General features: G+C 27.5%; 16 protein-coding genes. 4 read left to right on the top strand and 12 right to left on the bottom strand.

Features of this window, described 5'->3' with window-relative positions; genetic code table 11:
* Positions 1–57: 57 nt before the first annotated feature.
* A complete protein-coding gene (locus RSD37_RS07565; protein ID WP_346946111.1) occupies positions 58–2,079 on the bottom strand; it encodes an ATP-dependent helicase in 2,022 nt (673 codons plus the stop codon).
* 167 nt (positions 2,080–2,246) lie between these two features.
* Between RSD37_RS07565 and RSD37_RS07560 the strand changes: the two genes are divergently transcribed.
* Together RSD37_RS07560 and RSD37_RS07555 are read left to right on the top strand one after the other, a co-directional pair.
* Positions 2,247–3,725, top strand: a complete 1,479-nt coding sequence (locus RSD37_RS07560) for a nicotinate phosphoribosyltransferase (protein WP_346946110.1) — start codon at positions 2,247–2,249, stop codon at positions 3,723–3,725.
* A gap of 36 nt (positions 3,726–3,761) precedes the next feature.
* The gene (locus RSD37_RS07555) at positions 3,762–4,118 is read left to right on the top strand and encodes a hypothetical protein (protein WP_346946109.1); all 357 of its coding nucleotides are present in this window, start codon (positions 3,762–3,764) and stop codon (positions 4,116–4,118) included.
* Positions 4,119–4,277: 159 nt separating this feature from the next.
* Here RSD37_RS07555 and RSD37_RS07550 read toward each other — a convergent pair whose 3' ends face one another.
* From RSD37_RS07550 to RSD37_RS07540, 3 genes are all read right to left on the bottom strand, one after another.
* Positions 4,278–4,490, bottom strand: a complete 213-nt coding sequence (locus tag RSD37_RS07550; RefSeq protein ID WP_346946108.1) for a hypothetical protein — start codon at positions 4,488–4,490, stop codon at positions 4,278–4,280.
* Between the two features lie 213 nt (positions 4,491–4,703).
* Positions 4,704–5,297, bottom strand: a complete 594-nt coding sequence (locus tag RSD37_RS07545) for a hypothetical protein (protein ID WP_346946107.1) — start codon at positions 5,295–5,297, stop codon at positions 4,704–4,706.
* A gap of 64 nt (positions 5,298–5,361) precedes the next feature.
* Positions 5,362–5,976: a CoA pyrophosphatase gene (locus tag RSD37_RS07540; protein WP_346946106.1), complete on the bottom strand. Its 615-nt coding sequence runs from the start codon at positions 5,974–5,976 to the stop codon at positions 5,362–5,364.
* A gap of 158 nt (positions 5,977–6,134) precedes the next feature.
* On the opposite strand from RSD37_RS07540, the gene RSD37_RS07535 reads away from it, so the two are divergent.
* Positions 6,135–7,394: a D-alanyl-D-alanine carboxypeptidase family protein gene (locus RSD37_RS07535; protein ID WP_346946105.1), complete on the top strand. Its 1,260-nt coding sequence runs from the start codon at positions 6,135–6,137 to the stop codon at positions 7,392–7,394.
* A gap of 447 nt (positions 7,395–7,841) precedes the next feature.
* Here RSD37_RS07535 and ppaX read toward each other — a convergent pair whose 3' ends face one another.
* The 5 genes from ppaX to RSD37_RS07510 form a co-directional block, all read right to left on the bottom strand.
* Complete coding sequence (gene ppaX, locus RSD37_RS07530) at positions 7,842–8,483, bottom strand: pyrophosphatase PpaX (protein WP_346946104.1); 642 nt, start codon at positions 8,481–8,483, stop codon at positions 7,842–7,844.
* Complete coding sequence (locus RSD37_RS07525) at positions 8,476–9,213, bottom strand: hypothetical protein (RefSeq protein ID WP_346946103.1); 738 nt, start codon at positions 9,211–9,213, stop codon at positions 8,476–8,478. Before RSD37_RS07525 ends, ppaX begins: the two co-directional genes overlap by 8 nt.
* A 143-nt stretch (positions 9,214–9,356) precedes the next feature.
* Positions 9,357–11,612, bottom strand: a complete 2,256-nt coding sequence (locus RSD37_RS07520) for a VIT and VWA domain-containing protein (protein ID WP_346946102.1) — start codon at positions 11,610–11,612, stop codon at positions 9,357–9,359.
* A 114-nt stretch (positions 11,613–11,726) separates the two neighbouring features.
* Complete coding sequence (locus RSD37_RS07515; protein ID WP_346946101.1) at positions 11,727–12,668, bottom strand: dipeptidase; 942 nt, start codon at positions 12,666–12,668, stop codon at positions 11,727–11,729.
* Positions 12,669–12,770: 102 nt separating this feature from the next.
* Positions 12,771–13,763, bottom strand: a complete 993-nt coding sequence (locus RSD37_RS07510; protein WP_346946100.1) for a WG repeat-containing protein — start codon at positions 13,761–13,763, stop codon at positions 12,771–12,773.
* Positions 13,764–14,032: 269 nt separating this feature from the next.
* Between RSD37_RS07510 and RSD37_RS07505 the strand changes: the two genes are divergently transcribed.
* Entirely contained in the window at positions 14,033–15,250 is a 1,218-nt protein-coding gene (locus RSD37_RS07505) for a 6-phosphofructokinase (RefSeq protein WP_346946099.1), read from the top strand.
* A 151-nt stretch (positions 15,251–15,401) separates the two neighbouring features.
* Here RSD37_RS07505 and RSD37_RS07500 read toward each other — a convergent pair whose 3' ends face one another.
* The 3 genes from RSD37_RS07500 to purD all read right to left on the bottom strand — a co-directional run bounded on the left by RSD37_RS07500 (position 15,402) and on the right by purD (position 19,559).
* A complete protein-coding gene (locus tag RSD37_RS07500) occupies positions 15,402–15,806 on the bottom strand; it encodes a prepilin-type N-terminal cleavage/methylation domain-containing protein (protein ID WP_346946098.1) in 405 nt (134 codons plus the stop codon).
* A 149-nt stretch (positions 15,807–15,955) separates the two neighbouring features.
* Positions 15,956–18,034, bottom strand: a complete 2,079-nt coding sequence (locus RSD37_RS07495) for a hypothetical protein (RefSeq protein ID WP_346946097.1) — start codon at positions 18,032–18,034, stop codon at positions 15,956–15,958.
* 280 nt (positions 18,035–18,314) lie between these two features.
* Positions 18,315–19,559, bottom strand: a complete 1,245-nt coding sequence (gene purD, locus RSD37_RS07490) for a phosphoribosylamine--glycine ligase (RefSeq protein WP_346946096.1) — start codon at positions 19,557–19,559, stop codon at positions 18,315–18,317.
* Positions 19,560–19,569 lie beyond the last annotated feature (10 nt).

Raw genomic sequence — 19,569 nt, 5'->3', positions numbered from 1 at the left:
ACCCATTATAATATAACAGAACTCTTTTTATTTCAATACACAAGAATTAATTAATAACTATACATCATCATCTTTAGTCTCTATAAGTCCATTATTTATCAGTACAGAAAAATCAAACTTTCTTTGCATATCTTCAAATAATATGCTTATATTAGAATCATCTATACTTTTTATAGTCCCAATTCCGTAAAATTTATGTGTGATTCTTATCCCTACCTTAAACTCTGACTGTCCTAACATCTCAGCTTGTAAATTACACTCTGTTAAGAACTTAGATTTATCTTTTTTCTCTCCTCTAATAAATTCAGGAGCTACAAATATTAAATTATTAATTGCCCTAGTTACTCCCACATAAAATAATCTTCTTTCCTCTTCTAAACTATTATTGTTATAAGGTATAAAACCATCTACAACATTTATCATAAATACAGTGTTAAACTCCATTCCTTTCACGCCGTGAATACTGCTTAAAACAACACCTTCCTTTTTATCATTATTCCTAGTTGTGGCCTTTTTAGTTTCTTCTTCAACTAAAGATACATGTTCTAAAAACTGACTTATAGTTTTAAATCCCTTTACACTTTCCTTAAATTCATTTAATACATTTTCTAAATCTTCTATTGAAAGGTTATACTTATTTCCATACTCCACTAAATACTTATGATACATTAAATCTCCTATTATAAAATCTACAGCAGTAGGGAGTGACATCTTATTTAAATAAGATATATCTTTTTCCAACTTATCAAGTATTTTTAATTGAAAAATAGGAATACTTTCTAAATTTTTTAATTTTATAAAAATATTATTTAATCCAACATCTCGCTTTATTGTATCTAAATTATTTTTACTAATATATCTATATGGTTTATTTATTATTCTAACAAAAGACTCAATACTAAATGGATATATACTTAATTTAAGATATGCTAAGATGTCTTGACAGATAAAATGTGTAAAAAAATTATATTGTTTATCTATCAACCTAAAAGGTATCTTTTTCCTTATAAAATTATCTATTATACTTCTACTTTCCATATTAGTTCTATATACAACTGCAAAATCATTAAAATCACAAATTGAACTCTCTTTTAATCTCAAAATATAATCACTTATAAATGAACCTTGTATTGTTTCATTTCTTACCCCTTGAAAGCATATAAGTCCATCTTGATTTTTATTCGAAATAATACTTTTAGAATTTCTTACTAAATTGTGTTTAATTGATTTCATAGATAAACTTACTATGTTTCTTTTAGATCTATAATTAGTAGATAGGTATAATATTTTCCCATCATTAAATTTCTTCTCAAAGTTTACCATATAAGAAGGGTTTGCTCCTCTAAAACTATAAATACATTGGTCTTCATCGCCGACCGCAAATAAATTATTATCTCCCTTTAAAAGACTTAATATATCTATTTGGACATCATCGCTGTCTTGAAACTCATCTATTAGTATATGTTTAAATTGACTTTTATAATAATCTAATATACGAGAATTTTTCACAAATAAATCTCTGCACATTATTTGAAGATCTTCAAAATCTATAACACCTTTTTCTTTTTTATAGGCTTCATAAAAATCAAGGCAATTTTTCAATATATCCTTATCTACAGATGTGTTTCCTTCCTTTTCATAACAACCTTTACATTTATATGTAGATAATGCATTTATATATTCTTTAACACGTTCATCACCTACATCCTCCACATATGTAGTGAGAAAGTTTTTAACTATCTTATAGATTTCCCATCCTTCTATAATTTTTATATCTCCATAATAAGACTTTAAAATTTTATAACATAACCCGTGGAAAGTTCCAAAAAAAGGACTTGTTTTGCTATTGTCTATAGCTAAAAATCTACTTCTCATATTATTTGCTGCAGCTTTTGTAAAAGTTATTACAATAATATTTTTGGGAGAAACTTTTTTATTATTTATAAGATTATATACTCTATTAACAATAACAACAGTCTTTCCACTTCCTGGGCCTGCACTCACTAGTATATTTTCATAATCACACGTGATTGCTTCAATTTGTTCTTTACTAAGATTATTAAATTTATTTTCTACCATAATACAAATCTTCCCTTTTTTATATTTTCAATTTATTAATATTACCATAATATTTGCACTTATACTATAGAAATGAAATTACCTATGTGGTACTATATATTAGATGTAAATGTTAAATTTATCTGTAATTTATAAAATTTTATGGTTTATAAGTGAGGAGAACTAAAATGAGTACAATAACTAAATTTGATATAAAAAGTCAAAGAAATCTTACAATGCTAGTTGACTTTTATGAACTTACTATGGCTAATGGATATCTAAATAATAATGTTGAAGATACCGTAGCCTATTTTGACATGTTTTTCAGAAAAATACCTGATGGTGGAGGTTACTGCGTAATGGCTGGTGTTCAACAATTAATTGAATACTTGACTAACCTTAAATTCACCAAAGAAGATATTGATTATTTAAAAGATAAAAATTTATTCAGCGAAGCTTTTCTTAATTATCTAGAAAATTTTAAGTTTTGTTGTGATGTATGGGCAATTCCTGAAGGTACACCTGTATTTCCTAGTGAGCCACTAATAACTGTAAGAGGCCCTGTAATGCAAGCTCAATTTATTGAAACTATGATTCTTTTAACTATTAATCATCAAACATTGATAGCTACAAAAGCTGCTAGAATATGTGAAGCTGCTGGAGGAAGACCTGTTATGGAATTTGGTTCTAGAAGAGCTCAAGGATATGATGGTGCATTATACGGTGCTAGAGCTGCAATTATAGGAGGTTGTAACTCAACAGCCTGCACTATGGCTGATGAATTATTCCATGTTCCGGTTACTGGAACTATGGCTCACTCTTGGATTCAACTATTTGATAATGAATATGAGGCATTTACCGCTTGGGCAAACACCTATCCTGATAATACAGTGCTTCTTGTTGACACATATAATGTGCTAAAATCAGGTATACCTAATGCTATTAAGGTATTTAATGAAGTTTTAAAACCTCTTGGAAAAAGACCAAAGGCTGTAAGAATCGATAGTGGAGATATAGCATACCTTTCTTATGAAGTTCGAAAAATGCTAGATGAAGCTGGATATGATGATGTTAAGATAACTATCTCTAATTCTCTAGATGAATTCATAATAAAGGCCGTTCTAGATAATGGCGCAAAAATTGATAGTTTTGGAGTAGGTGAAAGATTAATTACTGCAAGAAGTGAACCTGTATTTGGTGGTGTATATAAGCTTGTAGCTATTGAAAAAGATAATATTATAGTTCCTAAAATAAAAATAAGTGAAAATGTAGAAAAGATAACAAATCCTGGTTTTAAGTCGTTGTATAGAGTTTATGACAAGAAAACAAATAAAGCTATAGCAGATTTAATAGCTTTAAACGGTGAATGCTTTGACTATAATAAGCCTTTAGAATTATTTGATCCTAACTATACTTGGAAAAAGAAAAAAATTAAAAACTATAATATTAAAATGCTTATGGTTCAAATTTTTGATAAAGGTACTTGCATATATGAAAGTCCCTCTGTTATGGATATAAAGGAGTTTAGTATTAAAGAAAGATCAAATTTATGGTCTGAAATAAGAAGACTTCAAAATCCACATAAATATTATGTTGATTTATCAAAAGATTTGTGGAACCTAAAAGAATCATTATTACATGAATACTCTTCAATGTATGAAGAATAATATTAATATCTTAATTTATGAGGAGTATGATAAAAATTGGAAAATAAGCTTAAAATAAGAATTTCAAATGAAGCATTTGATTTTATTAATAATTTATTATTATTTCATGATGAATATGACTGTATATGTTTAAGTGAAAGTACATCTAATGGATGTTGCAAATCTTCGAAAATAGATATTTTATTAGATAATTGCCAAAATAGTTCTATAGTAGAAGATATCTGCGGATTAAATGTATGTTATAATAGTGAACTAGTAAATAAATTTAAAGATGTTACCATAATATTGAAAAATGATAAACTCTATTTAAAATTAACTCCATTAACTAAAAATATCTTGTTAAAATCTTCAAAGTGCAATAGTTGTTTAGGATGTAACAGCAAGACAAAGTAATACTACATGTATATTTTATTTGAAGAAATAAATAGAGACTCCTCAGTTGTTATTATTGCTGAGGAGTCTCTATATTTATACTTTCTAATATTTTTGATATTGCTAAATTAATCTATTTTAAATAGATTAATTTAATTCTCAATCTAACCACTATGAGTATTACAAATAATTATCCTTATAGGCAATTGATACAGGTAAAGATTTATCCTCTTTATAAAGATCATAATCATAAATATTTCTTACTTTTTTACCTTTGCTCCTAAGTTCCGTAAAGGGGCACTTATTATCATTCTCAGCCCAATTATAAAGGGTACACTCTTTCGAACATTCCACATACTCATCATAAGTTGACAAAAAAGTACATTTAAACACTCATAACACCCCCCACTTAAATAAACACATATCCTTTAATACCCTAAATTATAAATTAGAATTTTCTCAAAATAAAGCTTTTTTAGTAGATTAATTAGACTTTTTATCTATTTTAAAATTGTTATTTCTTTTGTTTAATATTATTAAATCATATCTAATAATTGCAGTGATTAAAATCTTATAATCACTGCAATTATGTCTATTAAATAAATATTACTCTATAAAAACAACACTTATGTCATTGTTAGTATTTTTTTGTCTTAAAAAATTATTTTCATTACTTTCTTCTGTGCCTTTGCATGCTTTATTTATAGTACCTTTTTTATTTGTAACCATTTTTTCAATACGTGCAATCTCCTTAAAAATGTACTTATTGCTTTTATTTTCTATACTATTAGAATTTGTATGAATCGCTACTATAATCTTTTTACCCTTATTATTGATTCCGAAACAATTATTATTAAGAGAACTTGATAAAATCATACTATCTTTTGAAAACATGTAACTTCCTCCACATAAATAAAGCTCTGCAATACTACTTTTCCTATAATGTAATTCATCAACTATTATATTGTCTGAATAATCATTAACAATATTACCACCTTTTTCTATTATTGATTTTTCTAGTCTTAAATCCAAAGCTTGTAAAGAACTATCCAATTTAACTACAGTTCCAATATTAATGTGATACATTATAAAATTTCTAGCTTCTTCTTTAGATTTAACATAGATGCTATGAATACCTACTTTTTGGAGGGTTTCCATAGCATTCTCTATGAATATACTTACACACTTATTGTCACACATATAATACCTCCCAAAGGCAAATTTAATTGCCACTATACCTTTTATTGTATTATATGATTTACTTTTAGTGTTTTATGATATCTATAAAAGATTTTATTATATGAGCTGTAAATCCCCATATAACATAATTATTCCACTGATAAAAATATTCTTCTAGGATACCTTTAGAAAAGATATAATTTTCTCCAGTTCTTATTAAATGATATGGAAATCCTTGTTGATTAATGGGTCCAATCTCCATGTTATATAATAGGGGCTCTGTTTTCATGAAAAAACTTATAGGTACTTTAAAAATATGATCCACTTCATCTTCATTGAAATTGATTGTTTCAACATTAAGCCTTGATATAAATGGATATATCTTCATACCATAGGGTGATACAAAATAATCCATCTCTCCAATAAAATCTATATCCCCTTCTTTTAAATTCATTTCTTCCATAGTTTCCCTTATTGCTGCTTCCTTAAAAGTTTCATTCTTTTCTACTTTCCCGCCTGGCAAACAAACATCTCCAGGTTGATGATTTAACTTTCTAGACCTGACTTGAAAAACTATATATAGTTCATCATTTATTGATTCCAACAATATCATTACTGCAGCCTCTTTTATATTTTGTATTGATTTTGATTTTCTTCCATTAAATATATCTAATATTTCTTCCACATTTCTATTTTTCATATAATTACCACTCCTATAAATATCTATGTATATAGAATATCATAAATTATTACTATAAAAGTATAACTTATTATTTCTTTTCCTTGTTGAAAAATATAGTAAATGTTATACTTAATAAGATTTAATGATTAAAAATATAGTAAATGGAGAGATGACTTGTGAAAAAGAAAACATTAGCATTTGGGATATTTTTTACTTTAATATTTACTTTATCTTTCTCAAGTACAGTACTAGCTGATTCAGTTCCTGAAATTGTAGGAACTTCAGCTATTGTCATGGACTTAGAAACTAAAGAAATAATTTATTCTAAAAATATCGATGAAAAGAAACAACCAGCTAGTATTACTAAACTTATGACGGCACTACTTTTATCAGAAAATAAGACTAAAACAGACTTATTAACTTATCCAGCGGCAGCTTTAACCCAAGAACCATACTCTTATGGACTTAATGTTCATCCAATTACTCCTGGTGATACATTTACCGGTTCAAGTACTATGGATATATTATTACTTTATTCAGGTAATGATATTGCTTACATGATTGCTGAAAATATCGGTGGTAGTGAAGAAACCTTTATTAAGATGATGAATGATAAAGCAAAAGCACTAGGCATGACTAATACTAATTTTGTAACGCCTAATGGTCTTGATGATAATACTGATGAGCACTATACAACAGCATATGATTTGGCACTACTCTTAAATGCTGTTTATGATAATGAATGGATTCGAGAGACTATGAAGAAAAAAGAATCTGAAGTAACATCTGCTAATGGGCCATCTGCTATAATTGAAAATAGAAATAAGCTTATTGGAATTGATGGAAATATTGGTGGAAAAACAGGTTACACCGAAAAGTCCGGAAGATGCTTAGCATCTTTATATCAGAGAGATAATCGTACACTTGCTATAGTTGTATTAGATTCTGAATATGATTTTCCTAAGGATGTACAAGTATTCGAGGATACTACTGATCTTTCAAATTATGGATTTAATGCTCAAAAAGAAATTTTTAAGGCTAAATCTTCAAATGTTACAGAAGTTACAGTTGAATACAATATCTTACCTATAATTGGTCCGAAGAAAACTATAAAGGTACCTACTACAATTCATGAAGACATAACCTTATATAATTCAGAAATAACACCAGAATTCAATTATGCATTAGATAAAATTAACACATGGTCTTTAAATACGGATAAGCCTATTGGTAAAGCTACCGTATCTGTAAAAGGATATACGAAAGAGTATGATTTATATCCAAACATATCTAATATGGATATAATAAAAAGTAATATATTATATTATGCATTAGCAATTTTAGTAATAATAATTATTGTATGTTTTATCTTTATAATTATTTCTAAAATAAAGAAAAAACATAGAAAAAGAAATAAAAATAGATTTTATAGATAAATAAATCACCAGAAACAGCAATATTGTTTCTGGTGATTTTCTATTATATAAAATCTATTAATTTGTCTTAACATATTTTATAAATTAATTAATTAAGAAAACAATTAGTTTATATTTTCAATTATGACAATGATATATATGACTATATTAATCCTTTCAACTCTTTACAGTTTCCCAAAACCCCTCGCTGTAGTTCATATTTTCTGGTATTGCATTTTTCTCTTCCAGCAACTTATTTATGGTATAAGGTCTCTTTCAAATTTACTTATTCATGGAAATATGGTGTATATTAATTATAGTACTATATTCTGGCACTACTTAACTACGCATTAATTGGTTTTGCTATTAAAACAAATATACCATTCCATAAACGATCGTTTATGGAATGGTATATTTCGATAAAAGAACTTATGCTATTACAACTAATAGGCAGTAATTCTTTAACCCTTACACTATCCCCAATGCAATTTCTAGAATTTCTTCAATTCTATCAACTACAAAGTCCGGCTCATGCTTCATTATTTTATCTACATCTAAAGCTGTGTACCTAACTAAACATGTGCTTGCTCCAGCATTCTTCCCACAAAGAATATCATTATGACTATCCCCTACCATGATAGTTTCTTTTGGACTAACCTTTAAATATTCACAAGCCTTTAAAACTGGTTCTCCATCTGGTTTATGATTTATGCTATCCTCTGGCGTTATAATTACATTAAAATATTTTTCAAGATCAAAGAATCTTAGTCCTTTTAGTGCAGTTCTCTTTCGTTTTGATGTTACAATAGCTAAATTTAATCCTGCTTCCCTTAATTTTATTAATCCATCTTCTACATGGTTATATGACTTTATATATCGATCATGGTTATCTAGTGAATATCTTATATATTCACCCACAACTTCATCTACTCTATTTTCAGAATAACGTGATATTACTTGTGTTAAGGGTATCCCAAATGATTCTATAATATCTTCTTTTGATACCTTTAACCCTAGATAACGATTTAATACATAATCAAAAGATGTTAATATTAGTTCGTTGGTATCAATTATTGTTCCATCTAAATCAAATAAAATTGCTTTAATCATTTTCATACTCCTTATTCCTAAGCATGCAAAGAGGTATATACCATTTTACATAACTTATTCCATTACTATCTTTATAGTTACCTTCTATATCTTTTACCATAATTGTAGCACGTTTATTAATATTTGCTATTATTCCCTCTATACACTTTCCTTTATATATAAAATTAACTACTTGTCCTTTTCTAAAACAAATTTCTTTATTCGTGTTTGAGGGATTCTTTAATATTTCATGATAGCTACTTTTATGTCCAAATATATTATAAGCCATATCCTTAAATCTCTGTCTCTTACAATTTGAGTTACCATAACTACTAAACTCTAACACATGACATAACTCATGCTCTAATATAAGCATAAGAGCATCTATAACGTCATTACCCTCAATTCCACATATAACCTTAGACTGATCATCCTCTATAAAAATTTCAAGTATTTTTCTACTTACCCTTATCTCGTAATTAGTTTCTTTGTATGTTTTAGTAAAAATAGTTTTACCACCACTAGATGTCATTCTACTAGATAATGATATCTTAATATTATTATCTAGTGAATTACTTAAATGCCCATGAAATATATAATAATCATAAAGTTTAACTAACATATCTATATTTTCTATAGTTATGTTACTAAGGTTGTTAAATTCATATACCTTACATCTACTGCAAAAAGTACTTTTTATCCATTGTCTTGACTCTTTAATCTTTTTTTCTCTTTTTTGATAATCATTCATAAAACATGTTCATACCTCTCAGTATATAAAATTCATAATAAACAACATTGTTTATTATTCGACTCATAACAATAACATTATGTGTTAATATTTACAAATAAATTCCACAGGAAATTTATCTTCAATTTCCTATGGAATTCTTTTTATCTTATAGTATTATATATAAGTATATTTAATTGACTCTTGAGTTTTTCTTCTTTTATTTCTTCCATAACTTGATTTTCTATTGTATTTAAATCTATACTATTATTTTTTAATTCATTTTCTACAAAGTTTAAAGCTTCTATGATTTGTACTTTCTTATTATCTTTAAAAACTACTTTAGAAGTAACAGACTTAAGTGCTAAATATATTAAAATTAAAACTTCGCTATTATTAATAAAACTTTTATAGTTTTCTAAAATGTACATAACTGCCTTCATCAATAGATTTTTATACATATCTATTCCTTCACTTTGCATAGTAAATGCCAATATGCTTTTAGTAGTATATTTAAGCTTATCTACATCATCATCATCTATAGAATTAGCAAATGCACCTCCAGCTAATTGTTGAGTAGCAAGTATTCGTAAAAGTTCCACTTTATCTATTCCATAAAGATTTAAATTATCCATTTCTAACTCTTCTAGACTTTGACTATAATAAATTTTTGGAGATATGATCCTTGTATCAACCTTATTAAGTTCAATATTTATTGGTAGAATTTTTCTCATTACTCCACCTAAGACTGGCTCATAAATCTCTTCAATTAGAATAAATGATGTTTCCTCACTAATAATACCAATGTCAGAAGAAATCTCAATTATCTTCTCTTTCATTGACTCATGAATATCTCCACGTTCATATACTATTCTATTTTCTAAGGATTCAATTCTTTTCTTATACCAAACCTTTTCAATAAGATTTGCATTAACTTCCAAATCAAGCTTTGTTAAAACTATTCTCCTTTGAACTCTCCTACCATCAACCATACCATTTAAGGTAACTATACCCTCAAGATTACCATTGATTTTTGCAAATATTGAAAATGGCTCTCCATCGTACATATATTCAATTGTTCTTGGATATGTCTTTTGAACACTCATTGTTCCCCAATCGATTTTAATATCTGTGATTTGAAGTCCTCTAATTCTATTAAATTGTTTTAATACAATATCTTCAATTCTAATACTTCTATTAATAAATTCAGCCTTACCAAAAGTAAGTCTAGCAATTTTGTTAATAAAATATGTGTTTACCGATGCATCAATTCCAAAAGGAAAAACTCTGCTTTCCTTACATACGTCCTCAACATAATCTAGTATCTCTTTTTCATCATCTACAACATCATCAGTAAATAATATAATGATATTTTCTTCTCCATACTTTTCTTTCTCAAAGGAATATTTTATACCTTCAAATATTGCAGCATCATATTCACATTTAAGATTATCAATCCACTTTGAAGCTGTTTTCAAACTATTTTCATTAAATTTAACTTTTCTTTCCTCAGAGAAATACTTAAGAGTATCACCCATTGCAACTATATTAAAGGTATCACCTTTATTTAAGTTTCTAAGACATAAATGAAGAGCTGTTTTTGCTTCTTTAATTTTATCCCCTATCATAGACTCTGATATGTCTATAAGAAAAATATAATTATCACTCTTCTCTTCTACATCTTCTTCTATATCTGGTAAAAATCTAAGATAAACTATTCCGCTATCTTCACTATAGTTTTCATATACTATTCCACTGGTTTCATTTTCCTTGTATTCTTCTAAATATATAATCATATTATTATCTAAACTTTGATTATCATTATCTAGAGTTATTTTATATAAATTGTTATCTCCTTCCTCTATCTTTATACTATGAGTGTTACAGTATAACTTGCTTTTTTCAAAGGCTTCTACAAGTAGAGTTAACGATAAGCCATAATCATCTTTATTATTTATATAATCACCTGGATTAAATGGTGGCACTATCTTAGGTATAACTAATTTTAACCTAGAAAGTTCATAAACTAGCTCTTCAATATATGAAATTTTTATGGTTACAGTTTCACCTTTCAAAATTGTACCAATTGACATTTTAAAATTTTCTTTATTCAGTTCTTCAAGTGTAATCTTATTTTCAGCGTCATCTGTAATGTTAGCATAAATTTTTTCTATCTCTCGTTTATCTTCTACCTTGCCTTTTATAAGCCTTCCACCTATATTTGCCTCAAAACCTGATATAACTGCAGTATCCGGTATAGGAAAGGTGTATACACCCTTAACGTCTTCTTCCCCTGTATTTTCGTATACATGACTAATTGTAAACTCTACAAATTCTCCACAAACATTGCCTTCTATGTCTACTCTTTTTAGTGTAATTTTGCCACAAGAAATGCTATTTTCTAGTTTTTCATACTCCATGTCATCCGCCCCTTTTCATGTAAAATAACAACATATATTTATATGTTATCAGAAAATTCTTAAAATAACTTAATTTACTCGTAATATTTAAACAAATTTAATAATTTTCTAGAACTATAGAACACTTTTAATAATTCTTAATGCATTTTTGTATAAAATCTTATCTATTTCACTTCCAGTAAATCCTGAGTTTTCTAATCGATTAGCAAGTTTGTTTATTTCTCCCATACTTCTAATATCAAGATTTTCAGGATCAATTCCATCAAAATCACTACCTATAGCTAAAACATCAATACCTCCAACATTATAAATATGCTTGATGTGTTTTATCATGCTATCCACATCACTAGATTTTCCGCTATTATTCAAAAATGTCTTTTCAAAATTGATTCCCATAATTCCACCCTTATTGCTAAGTACTTTTATCATATCATCAGTTAAATTCCTAGAATGATTACATATCTCTCTACTATTAGAATGAGATGCTACAAATGGAGATTTACTATATTTAGACACATCATAAAATCCACCATCTGATAGATGAGAAACATCAATTATCATACCCATATTATTCATTTCACTTATCATTTCTAATCCAAATGTCTTTAACCCTTTATTCATAAATTCCTTCTTACAATTTGGATAACCAATAGCATTCTCATGATTCCAAGTTAATGTTATAAGTCTGACACCTAATTCATAAAAGTTTCTAAGATTTTTTATAGAACCTTCTATTGCCTCTCCTTCTTCAATGGTTAAAAAAGCAGAAATCTTTTCTTCTTCTTTATTAATCATCAGTTCTTCATAATTTTTTGCTATATCAATACTATGGATATTTTTTTCAATCTCTTCATAAAATTTATTTAGCATATCCATTGCTCTATTAAAGGGTTTATTGTGTTCATCTAAATCAATAAATAAAGCAAAGAACTGTGCTAATGAATTTCCTTTTTTTAGCTTATCTAAATCTATAGCTAACTCATTTTTTCTTAATTCTAACTGTTTATTGTCAGCTATATGGTAAATTGTATCACAATGCAAATCAATTATACTCATATTATTTCCCCCTTATTTTTACTTAATACCATTATTTTATTAATGTTAAGCACATTACCATTAAAGTGCTTTTCATAGCATTAATTATTAAACTATAATATACTATATTATAAATTCACCATGCTTATTTATGTATCCTTCCTTTTCATCTAATATAACTTTACATATTCCATCATAGAAATTCTCTACTTCATCAAAACTTGGTTTTATAGCTATCTCGCCTTTTAAATCTAAGAATCCCCATTTCCCATCTACTTCTACAGAAAATAATCCTTCACTGTATTCAAGCACATTATCATATTCTACAGGTATTACTGCATTTCCTAACTTATCTATAAATCCATATTTATCATCTATTGACACAGCTGCATAATTAGTATTAAAGCTATCTGCCCAACTAAATTGTGGTTTTATAATAAAATCTCCTTTAAGGTTTATATATCCCCATAGATTTTCAACAGAAACTGCAGCCGTACTGTTTAAAAACTCTGTAGTAAAGTCAAAATTTGCTTTAATAATAACATCAAATTTTCTATCTACATATACATTATTCCCATTTAAGCCTACCGATGCTAATCCATCACTAAAGTTATTAGCATATTCATATATAAAATTACTTACACATTTACCTTCTTTATTTATATATCCATACTTATGATTTTTCATCACTACTGCAAAACCATTTTCTTCAAATTCATTTGCTTCATCAAATGTTGGAGGAATAATTACTTCCCCTTTTCTATTAATGTATCCCCATTTTCCTAAAACTTTTACCGCTGCTAAACCCTCAGTAAAGCCTTTACCCTCTTCATATTTTATAGGTATAACTTCATTACCTTTACAGTCTATATATCCATACTTATGATTTAATTCTACTAATGCTCTTCCTTCATTAAAATAATTAATATCATCATATTTAGGATTTATAATATAGTTTCCTTCTTTATTAATAAATCCACATAAACCATCCATCTCTACAAACCCAATATCATTTTCAAAATCATCTGCAAAATCAAATTTAAAGGGTATAATCACCGAACCATTTTCATCTATATAGCCATACTTATTATTTATTTCAATTGGATATCTTCTCATATTTTTTCCTCCTTTAGTTTTAAAACATATGAATATTATACCATTTGTAGAATTAAAAAGTCATTTAATAGTTAGTATTTGAAAATTAAACTTTTATTTAATTTACCATAATTTCCAAATGTAAAGTTATTTAAATTTTATATATATATTATTAATATATATGCTATTTAATTATACTAATTGTTATGAATTATAAATTGTATTATAATATAAAAGACGTGATAATCTGTGTAGTAATTACTGCACAAGATAAAAGGAGTGTTTGATATATGAAAAATTGTATAGTAGCTCAATCTGGAGGCCCTACTTCAGTAATAAATGCAAGTGCTATGGGAGTATTTAAAGCAAATGAAGAATTCCACTATTATGATACTGTTTACGCTGGAATTAACGGCATAGAAGGAATACTAAATGAAAATATAATAAACCTTTCTGAAATAGAAATGGATGTTATAGATAGATTAATCTATACTCCATCATCTGGTCTAGGATCATGCAGATATAAATTAAAAACCTACGAAGATAATAAAGAAGAATATATTAAACTTTTTGATATTTTTACAAAATATGGAATTGAAACTTTCTTTTACATCGGTGGAAATGATTCTATGGATACTGTTCATAAGCTAAGCAACTACGCAAAAGAACATAATCTTCATGTTAAATTTTTTGGAGTGCCTAAAACAATTGATAATGATCTTCCTGTGATGGATCATACTCCTGGATTCGGTAGTGCAGCTAAATTTATTTCTACTATAGCTTTAGAAAACAAATTAGATTCAAGTGTTTATAGTGCTAAAAATGTATTTATAGTTGAAGCTATGGGACGTGACACTGGTTGGCTTGCTGCTAGTTCATGCGTTGCAACTTTAAATGGCGAACCTGTAGTTGACTTAATATACCTTCCTGAAGTTGCCTTCGATAATAATAAATTTTTACAAGATATTTCAAAAAAACTTGAAGTAAAAAATTCCGTTGTAATTGTTGTTTCTGAAGGAATCAGAACATCTGATGGTACCTTCCTTGGAGAAATGGGTAGTACAGGTCTTGATAAATTTGGCCATGCACAATTAGGTGGAGTATGTAGCTACCTTAAAAATCTAATCACCGATAGTGGTGTATGTAAAAAAGTAAGAGCAATAGAGCTTTCAACAATGCAACGTTGTGCTATGCATTTTGCATCACAAACTGATATTGATGAAGCTTTCAACTGTGGATTTACTGCATTAAAATACTCTGTAGATGGAGAAAGCGGCAATATGATTGGTATTAAACGTGTATCTGATAATCCATATAAATCAGAAACTTTTGCTGTTCATACTTCTAAAGTAGCAAACTCTATAAAATACTTCCCTAAGGAATGGATTAATGAAGCTGGAAACAATGTAACTAAGGAAGCATATGAGTATACATTACCATTAATCATGGGAGAACCAAAAATTCAATATGAGAATGGTCTTCCTAAATATTCATTTCTTCAAAAATAGAATATATTATAAATATCTCAGAATAATTTTAAAATCATTCTGAGATATTTATTTTCTTGTATTAAATTTAATTACCTTATTACCAACTAAAATCTCAGCATTTCGTTCCATTATATTACAATAAAATAAATGCTAATCAAAGTATAAATAATTACTCAGTCTCTTTCACTTCATCTTTAACATAATTAGGATAAAATTCTTTTCCACCAACATTTACACTAACCTTATTACTGACTATAGATACCTGGAAATTGCCATCTTTTATTGATTGGGGTTTGGGAAGTTCTCCGTCAAAATATGTGTTTACTATATGATTTTTTTCAGTCTCAGTTAGTGTGGTATTTCCCTCCAATTTCCCTTCCAATAATTCTGTTTTCACAGCCGTTGCAATTGACTTTGCATTAGCTATGTCAGCACTTAACTTTGCATCTTCAATCTTTGATATAAATGTAGGTGCTGTTATAAATACTAGTACTGAGATAATTCCCATTACTACTATTAGTTCCATTAATGTAAACCCCTTCTTTTTATCTCTCTTTATTTTTTTATTTTTCATATCAAACCTCCCATTTCATATATAATTATATATATAATACTTTCCATATAAATAAATTTAATACATTTTTTATAGTTTTATACAAAAATAACCCATGCAAAATTGAAAATTTCACATGGGTTATTATTTTTTATTATATTGTAATTTTTCTATGATATACCCAAAATTTTATTACACTTTTCTTTAATTACAAATGCTTCATCATAATGATCATCAATTGCAATAGCTTCTTCTACACTTTTTAACGCATCATCATATTTATGATTCTTAAAATATATTTTAGCTCTAAGCAAGTAATACCTTTCATCATCAGACATCTCTATTGCGTTATTTACAAATGTAAGTGCTTTATCATACTGAAAATCTACAATGCCATAAAAATAATATGCAATAATATAATATATTTTGTCTTGTCTCTGATATAAATTAAATATTCCCATTAAAAAATTGAGTACCTCTTTCCTTGAAAGAAATGTTTTCCTTACTGTTCCTCTATCCATATCCTTATAAGACATCTTAAATAAATAATCTACAGCCTCAGTATATTTATATTTCCTAATATAAACACATACAATATTAAGATTCATATACAAGTCATTGGGAACTAATTGAATAGCATGTTCTATATATCCTAAAGATTTGTCGTATTCTCCAATTTCAAAGTGTGTTCTAGCCAATAAATTAAAATACTTGCCATTATCATTTTTTAAGCTAATTGCCTTATTTAAGTTATATATTACTTCGGAATAAGCAAAACAATCCAATCCATGAACACCACTTGCATCCTTTAAAGATGTCTTAGAACTATTTAGAATTCTTAGCACTAAAACTATAGCTCTACCCTTTCTATAATATCCATGATCACAATTACTTTTTACATTTATTAATCTATCATATATGCTAATAGCTTTATTATAATTTTCTATTATTCTATATACTGACTGATTCTTCCCAATTACCTCATACTTTTCCCCAAATTCAAGGGATAAAATCTCTAGATAATCATACCAAAAATCATCATCTAATGATAAATTTATTGCTCTTTTACAATTATGAAATATCCTCTCACACTTATCATCAAGACTCAAGAATTCATTATTTATTATTCTCTTAGTCTCAATTCTTAAGAAATCAGATAATCTACTCTTATAATTAACATGTAAATCCTTATACTTATTTTCATCATCCTGTAAAGCCTTTATCATACATTCATAACTCTGAACTCTTATATAATAGCTACAGTCCTCTTGCTCTATAATTCTATTTAATACATTGATACCTTCTTCATAACGTTTTAATTTCATAAATATAAAACCTTTATGATATAAATACCCATAATAATCCTTATTCCTAATTTTTATAACTTCATCTAAGACCTCCAATATAACCTTAACATCATTAATCAAAGATGTCCTCTCTACAACATCATCTACAAGTTCTTTCACCTTATTATCTATATAGCTTTTATTAATATACTCTTTATCCTCATACTCACAATTATTTTCTATATAATACAAGATTTTATATATATTTATCATTTCTAAGAAGTAATCATTATCAATTAAAATATACCTTCCTTTTTCTACAAGTTCCAGATACTTAATATTTACATATTCTGTGCTTGAATGATAATGATCATTTTCTTCTTCCCTTGAAATTACTTTAAGCAGCTTTATATAGCTTTCATAAAGATTATAGTAATCCCCTTTTCTTATAAATTGCTCTATATTATCAGAATAAGCTTTTTTCAATATTCCACCTATTCTCGCTACATTCTCTCCAAAAATCTCTACATCCCCATAGCTGCTATAGGTATTAAGTGCATACTTAAGACCATTGTAATATGTATCAAAACATTCTTCTAATTTACCTAGCTTTTCTAGAATTTTTCCTTTATGGTTATAAATATACTCATCTACATTTATTCCAAAGGATAAATCTATGTACATCAATGCTTTTTCATAATCTCCAACTTCATAATAAGCAAATGAAAGTAAATCATAAACCTCATCTGTTTCCTTAAATCCTAAAGCTCTTTGAAGAACAGTAAAAGCTTCTTGCATATTATCATTTTTTAATAACATTTTACCTTTTAATATATAATAATCATATCCTTTATCATAATCTACATTCTCTTTAAGCCTTAATAGAATTTTTTCAGCTTCTACTCCGCTTATATTGTTGTAACTATCATACTTTTCCTCTATATTAAATTTATTATAGTCCATAATTCCTCCTATATAAGCCTAACTTCACTTATCATATATAGATTTTACCATAGTTATATAAAAATCTAAATTAATAAATGATTAAATTTTTCACTTACATTAATCAAATACTCATTCGCTTTAATATATATCCAGGACACTATAAATCCTACTTAACTAAATCTATAACGCTCTTTATTTTAATATCTATTATATTTATACGCAAAAAATGCAGAATAGTTAGTTGTATAAACATTTATTCTGCATCTTATATAGTAAATTAAAATTTATCCCATTATAGTTACTTTCCTATATCTTTTCTGTAATACATTCCATCAAATCCCACTTGAGATAATCCACTATATGCTTTATGTGTAGCTTCTTCTAGATTGTTCCCAATAGCCGTAACTCCAAGAACTCTACCCCCGCTAGTAATAATTTTACCATTAGCTTCTTTGGCTCCTGCAATAAATACTTTTTCACTACATCTTTCTATTCCTAATATTACCTCACCTTTTTTATATTTATCTGGGTATCCCTTAGATGCTCCGATTACACAACAAGCTGTCTTATTTTTAAATCTAACTTCACTCGCATTTAATTTGACACTTATTGCAGCTTCTATTAATTCTAACAGTGAACTTTCCATCAATGGCAATACAACCTGTGTTTCTGGATCTCCCATTCTAACATTATACTCTAAAAGATATACTCCTTTTTCATTTATCATTAATCCAAAGAATATAATACCTATATAATCTAGCTTTTCTTCTTTAATACCTTTAAGCGTAGGTTCTAATATTTCCTTTTGAAAAGCTTCTAATACCTCTTCATTACAGTAAGGATTTGGAGCTATAGTTCCCATACCACCTGTATTAGGTCCCTTATTTCCTTCAAATATAGTTTTATGATCCTTTGAAGATATAAAAGGAAGAATTGTATTACCATCTGTAATACTTAATATAGACGCTTCTACACCTTGTAAAAATTCCTCTATAATAATTTCTTTTCCTGCTCCTGAAAAGGCATCTTTTATCATAAAGTCATTTATAGCAGCTATTGCTTCAATTTTATTCTCTGCAATTATAACGCCCTTACCAGCTGCGAGACCATCGGCTTTTATTACTATAGGATACTGTGCACCTTCAACATAATCTAAAGCTTCCTCAGCGTTGTTAAATGCTTCATATGCCGCTGTTTTAACTCCATAAAGTTTCATAAACTGTTTGGCCACAGTCTTACTACCCTCTAAGCTGGCAGCTTTTTTACTTGGTCCAAATATTTTTAAATTATGACTTTTAAATAAATCTACTATACCATTACAAAGATATACTTCAGGACCAACAACTGTTAAATCTATTAAATTATCTAATGCAAATTTTAGAAGCCCTTCATTGTCTGCTATATTTACATTCTCACATTTCTTTTCCATAAATGTTCCACCATTTCCTGGTGCACAGTATATTTTAGAAACTTTTTCACTTTCACTAAGCTTCCATGCTATAGCATGCTCTCTTCCACCATTTCCTACAACTAATATTTTCATATAATCACCT

The sequence above is a fragment of the Clostridium sp. genome (assembly GCF_036646415.1).
In the GTDB taxonomy this organism is placed as follows: Bacteria; Bacillota; Clostridia; order Clostridiales; family Clostridiaceae; genus Clostridium_J.
Note: the sequence above shows the minus strand (reverse complement) of the source record. Positions and strands in the feature narration are given on the sequence as shown.

Bases quoted from the DNA above. Each gene is read 5' to 3' on its own strand.
- RSD37_RS07565 (WP_346946111.1), bottom strand. From the start codon at position 2,079: ATGGTAGAAAATAAATTTAATAATCTTAGTAAAGAACAAATTGAAGCA.
- RSD37_RS07560 (WP_346946110.1), top strand. From the start codon at position 2,247: ATGAGTACAATAACTAAATTTGATATAAAAAGTCAAAGAAATCTTACA.
- RSD37_RS07545 (WP_346946107.1), bottom strand. From the start codon at position 5,297: ATGTGTGACAATAAGTGTGTAAGTATATTCATAGAGAATGCTATGGAA.
- RSD37_RS07540 (WP_346946106.1), bottom strand. From the start codon at position 5,976: ATGAAAAATAGAAATGTGGAAGAAATATTAGATATATTTAATGGAAGA.
- ppaX (WP_346946104.1), bottom strand. From the start codon at position 8,483: ATGATTAAAGCAATTTTATTTGATTTAGATGGAACAATAATTGATACC.
- RSD37_RS07525 (WP_346946103.1), bottom strand. From the start codon at position 9,213: ATGAATGATTATCAAAAAAGAGAAAAAAAGATTAAAGAGTCAAGACAA.
- RSD37_RS07520 (WP_346946102.1), bottom strand. From the start codon at position 11,612: ATGGAGTATGAAAAACTAGAAAATAGCATTTCTTGTGGCAAAATTACA.
- RSD37_RS07515 (WP_346946101.1), bottom strand. From the start codon at position 12,668: ATGAGTATAATTGATTTGCATTGTGATACAATTTACCATATAGCTGAC.
- RSD37_RS07510 (WP_346946100.1), bottom strand. From the start codon at position 13,763: ATGAGAAGATATCCAATTGAAATAAATAATAAGTATGGCTATATAGAT.
- RSD37_RS07505 (WP_346946099.1), top strand. From the start codon at position 14,033: ATGAAAAATTGTATAGTAGCTCAATCTGGAGGCCCTACTTCAGTAATA.
- RSD37_RS07500 (WP_346946098.1), bottom strand. From the start codon at position 15,806: ATGAAAAATAAAAAAATAAAGAGAGATAAAAAGAAGGGGTTTACATTA.
- RSD37_RS07495 (WP_346946097.1), bottom strand. From the start codon at position 18,034: ATGGACTATAATAAATTTAATATAGAGGAAAAGTATGATAGTTACAAC.
- purD (WP_346946096.1), bottom strand. From the start codon at position 19,559: ATGAAAATATTAGTTGTAGGAAATGGTGGAAGAGAGCATGCTATAGCA.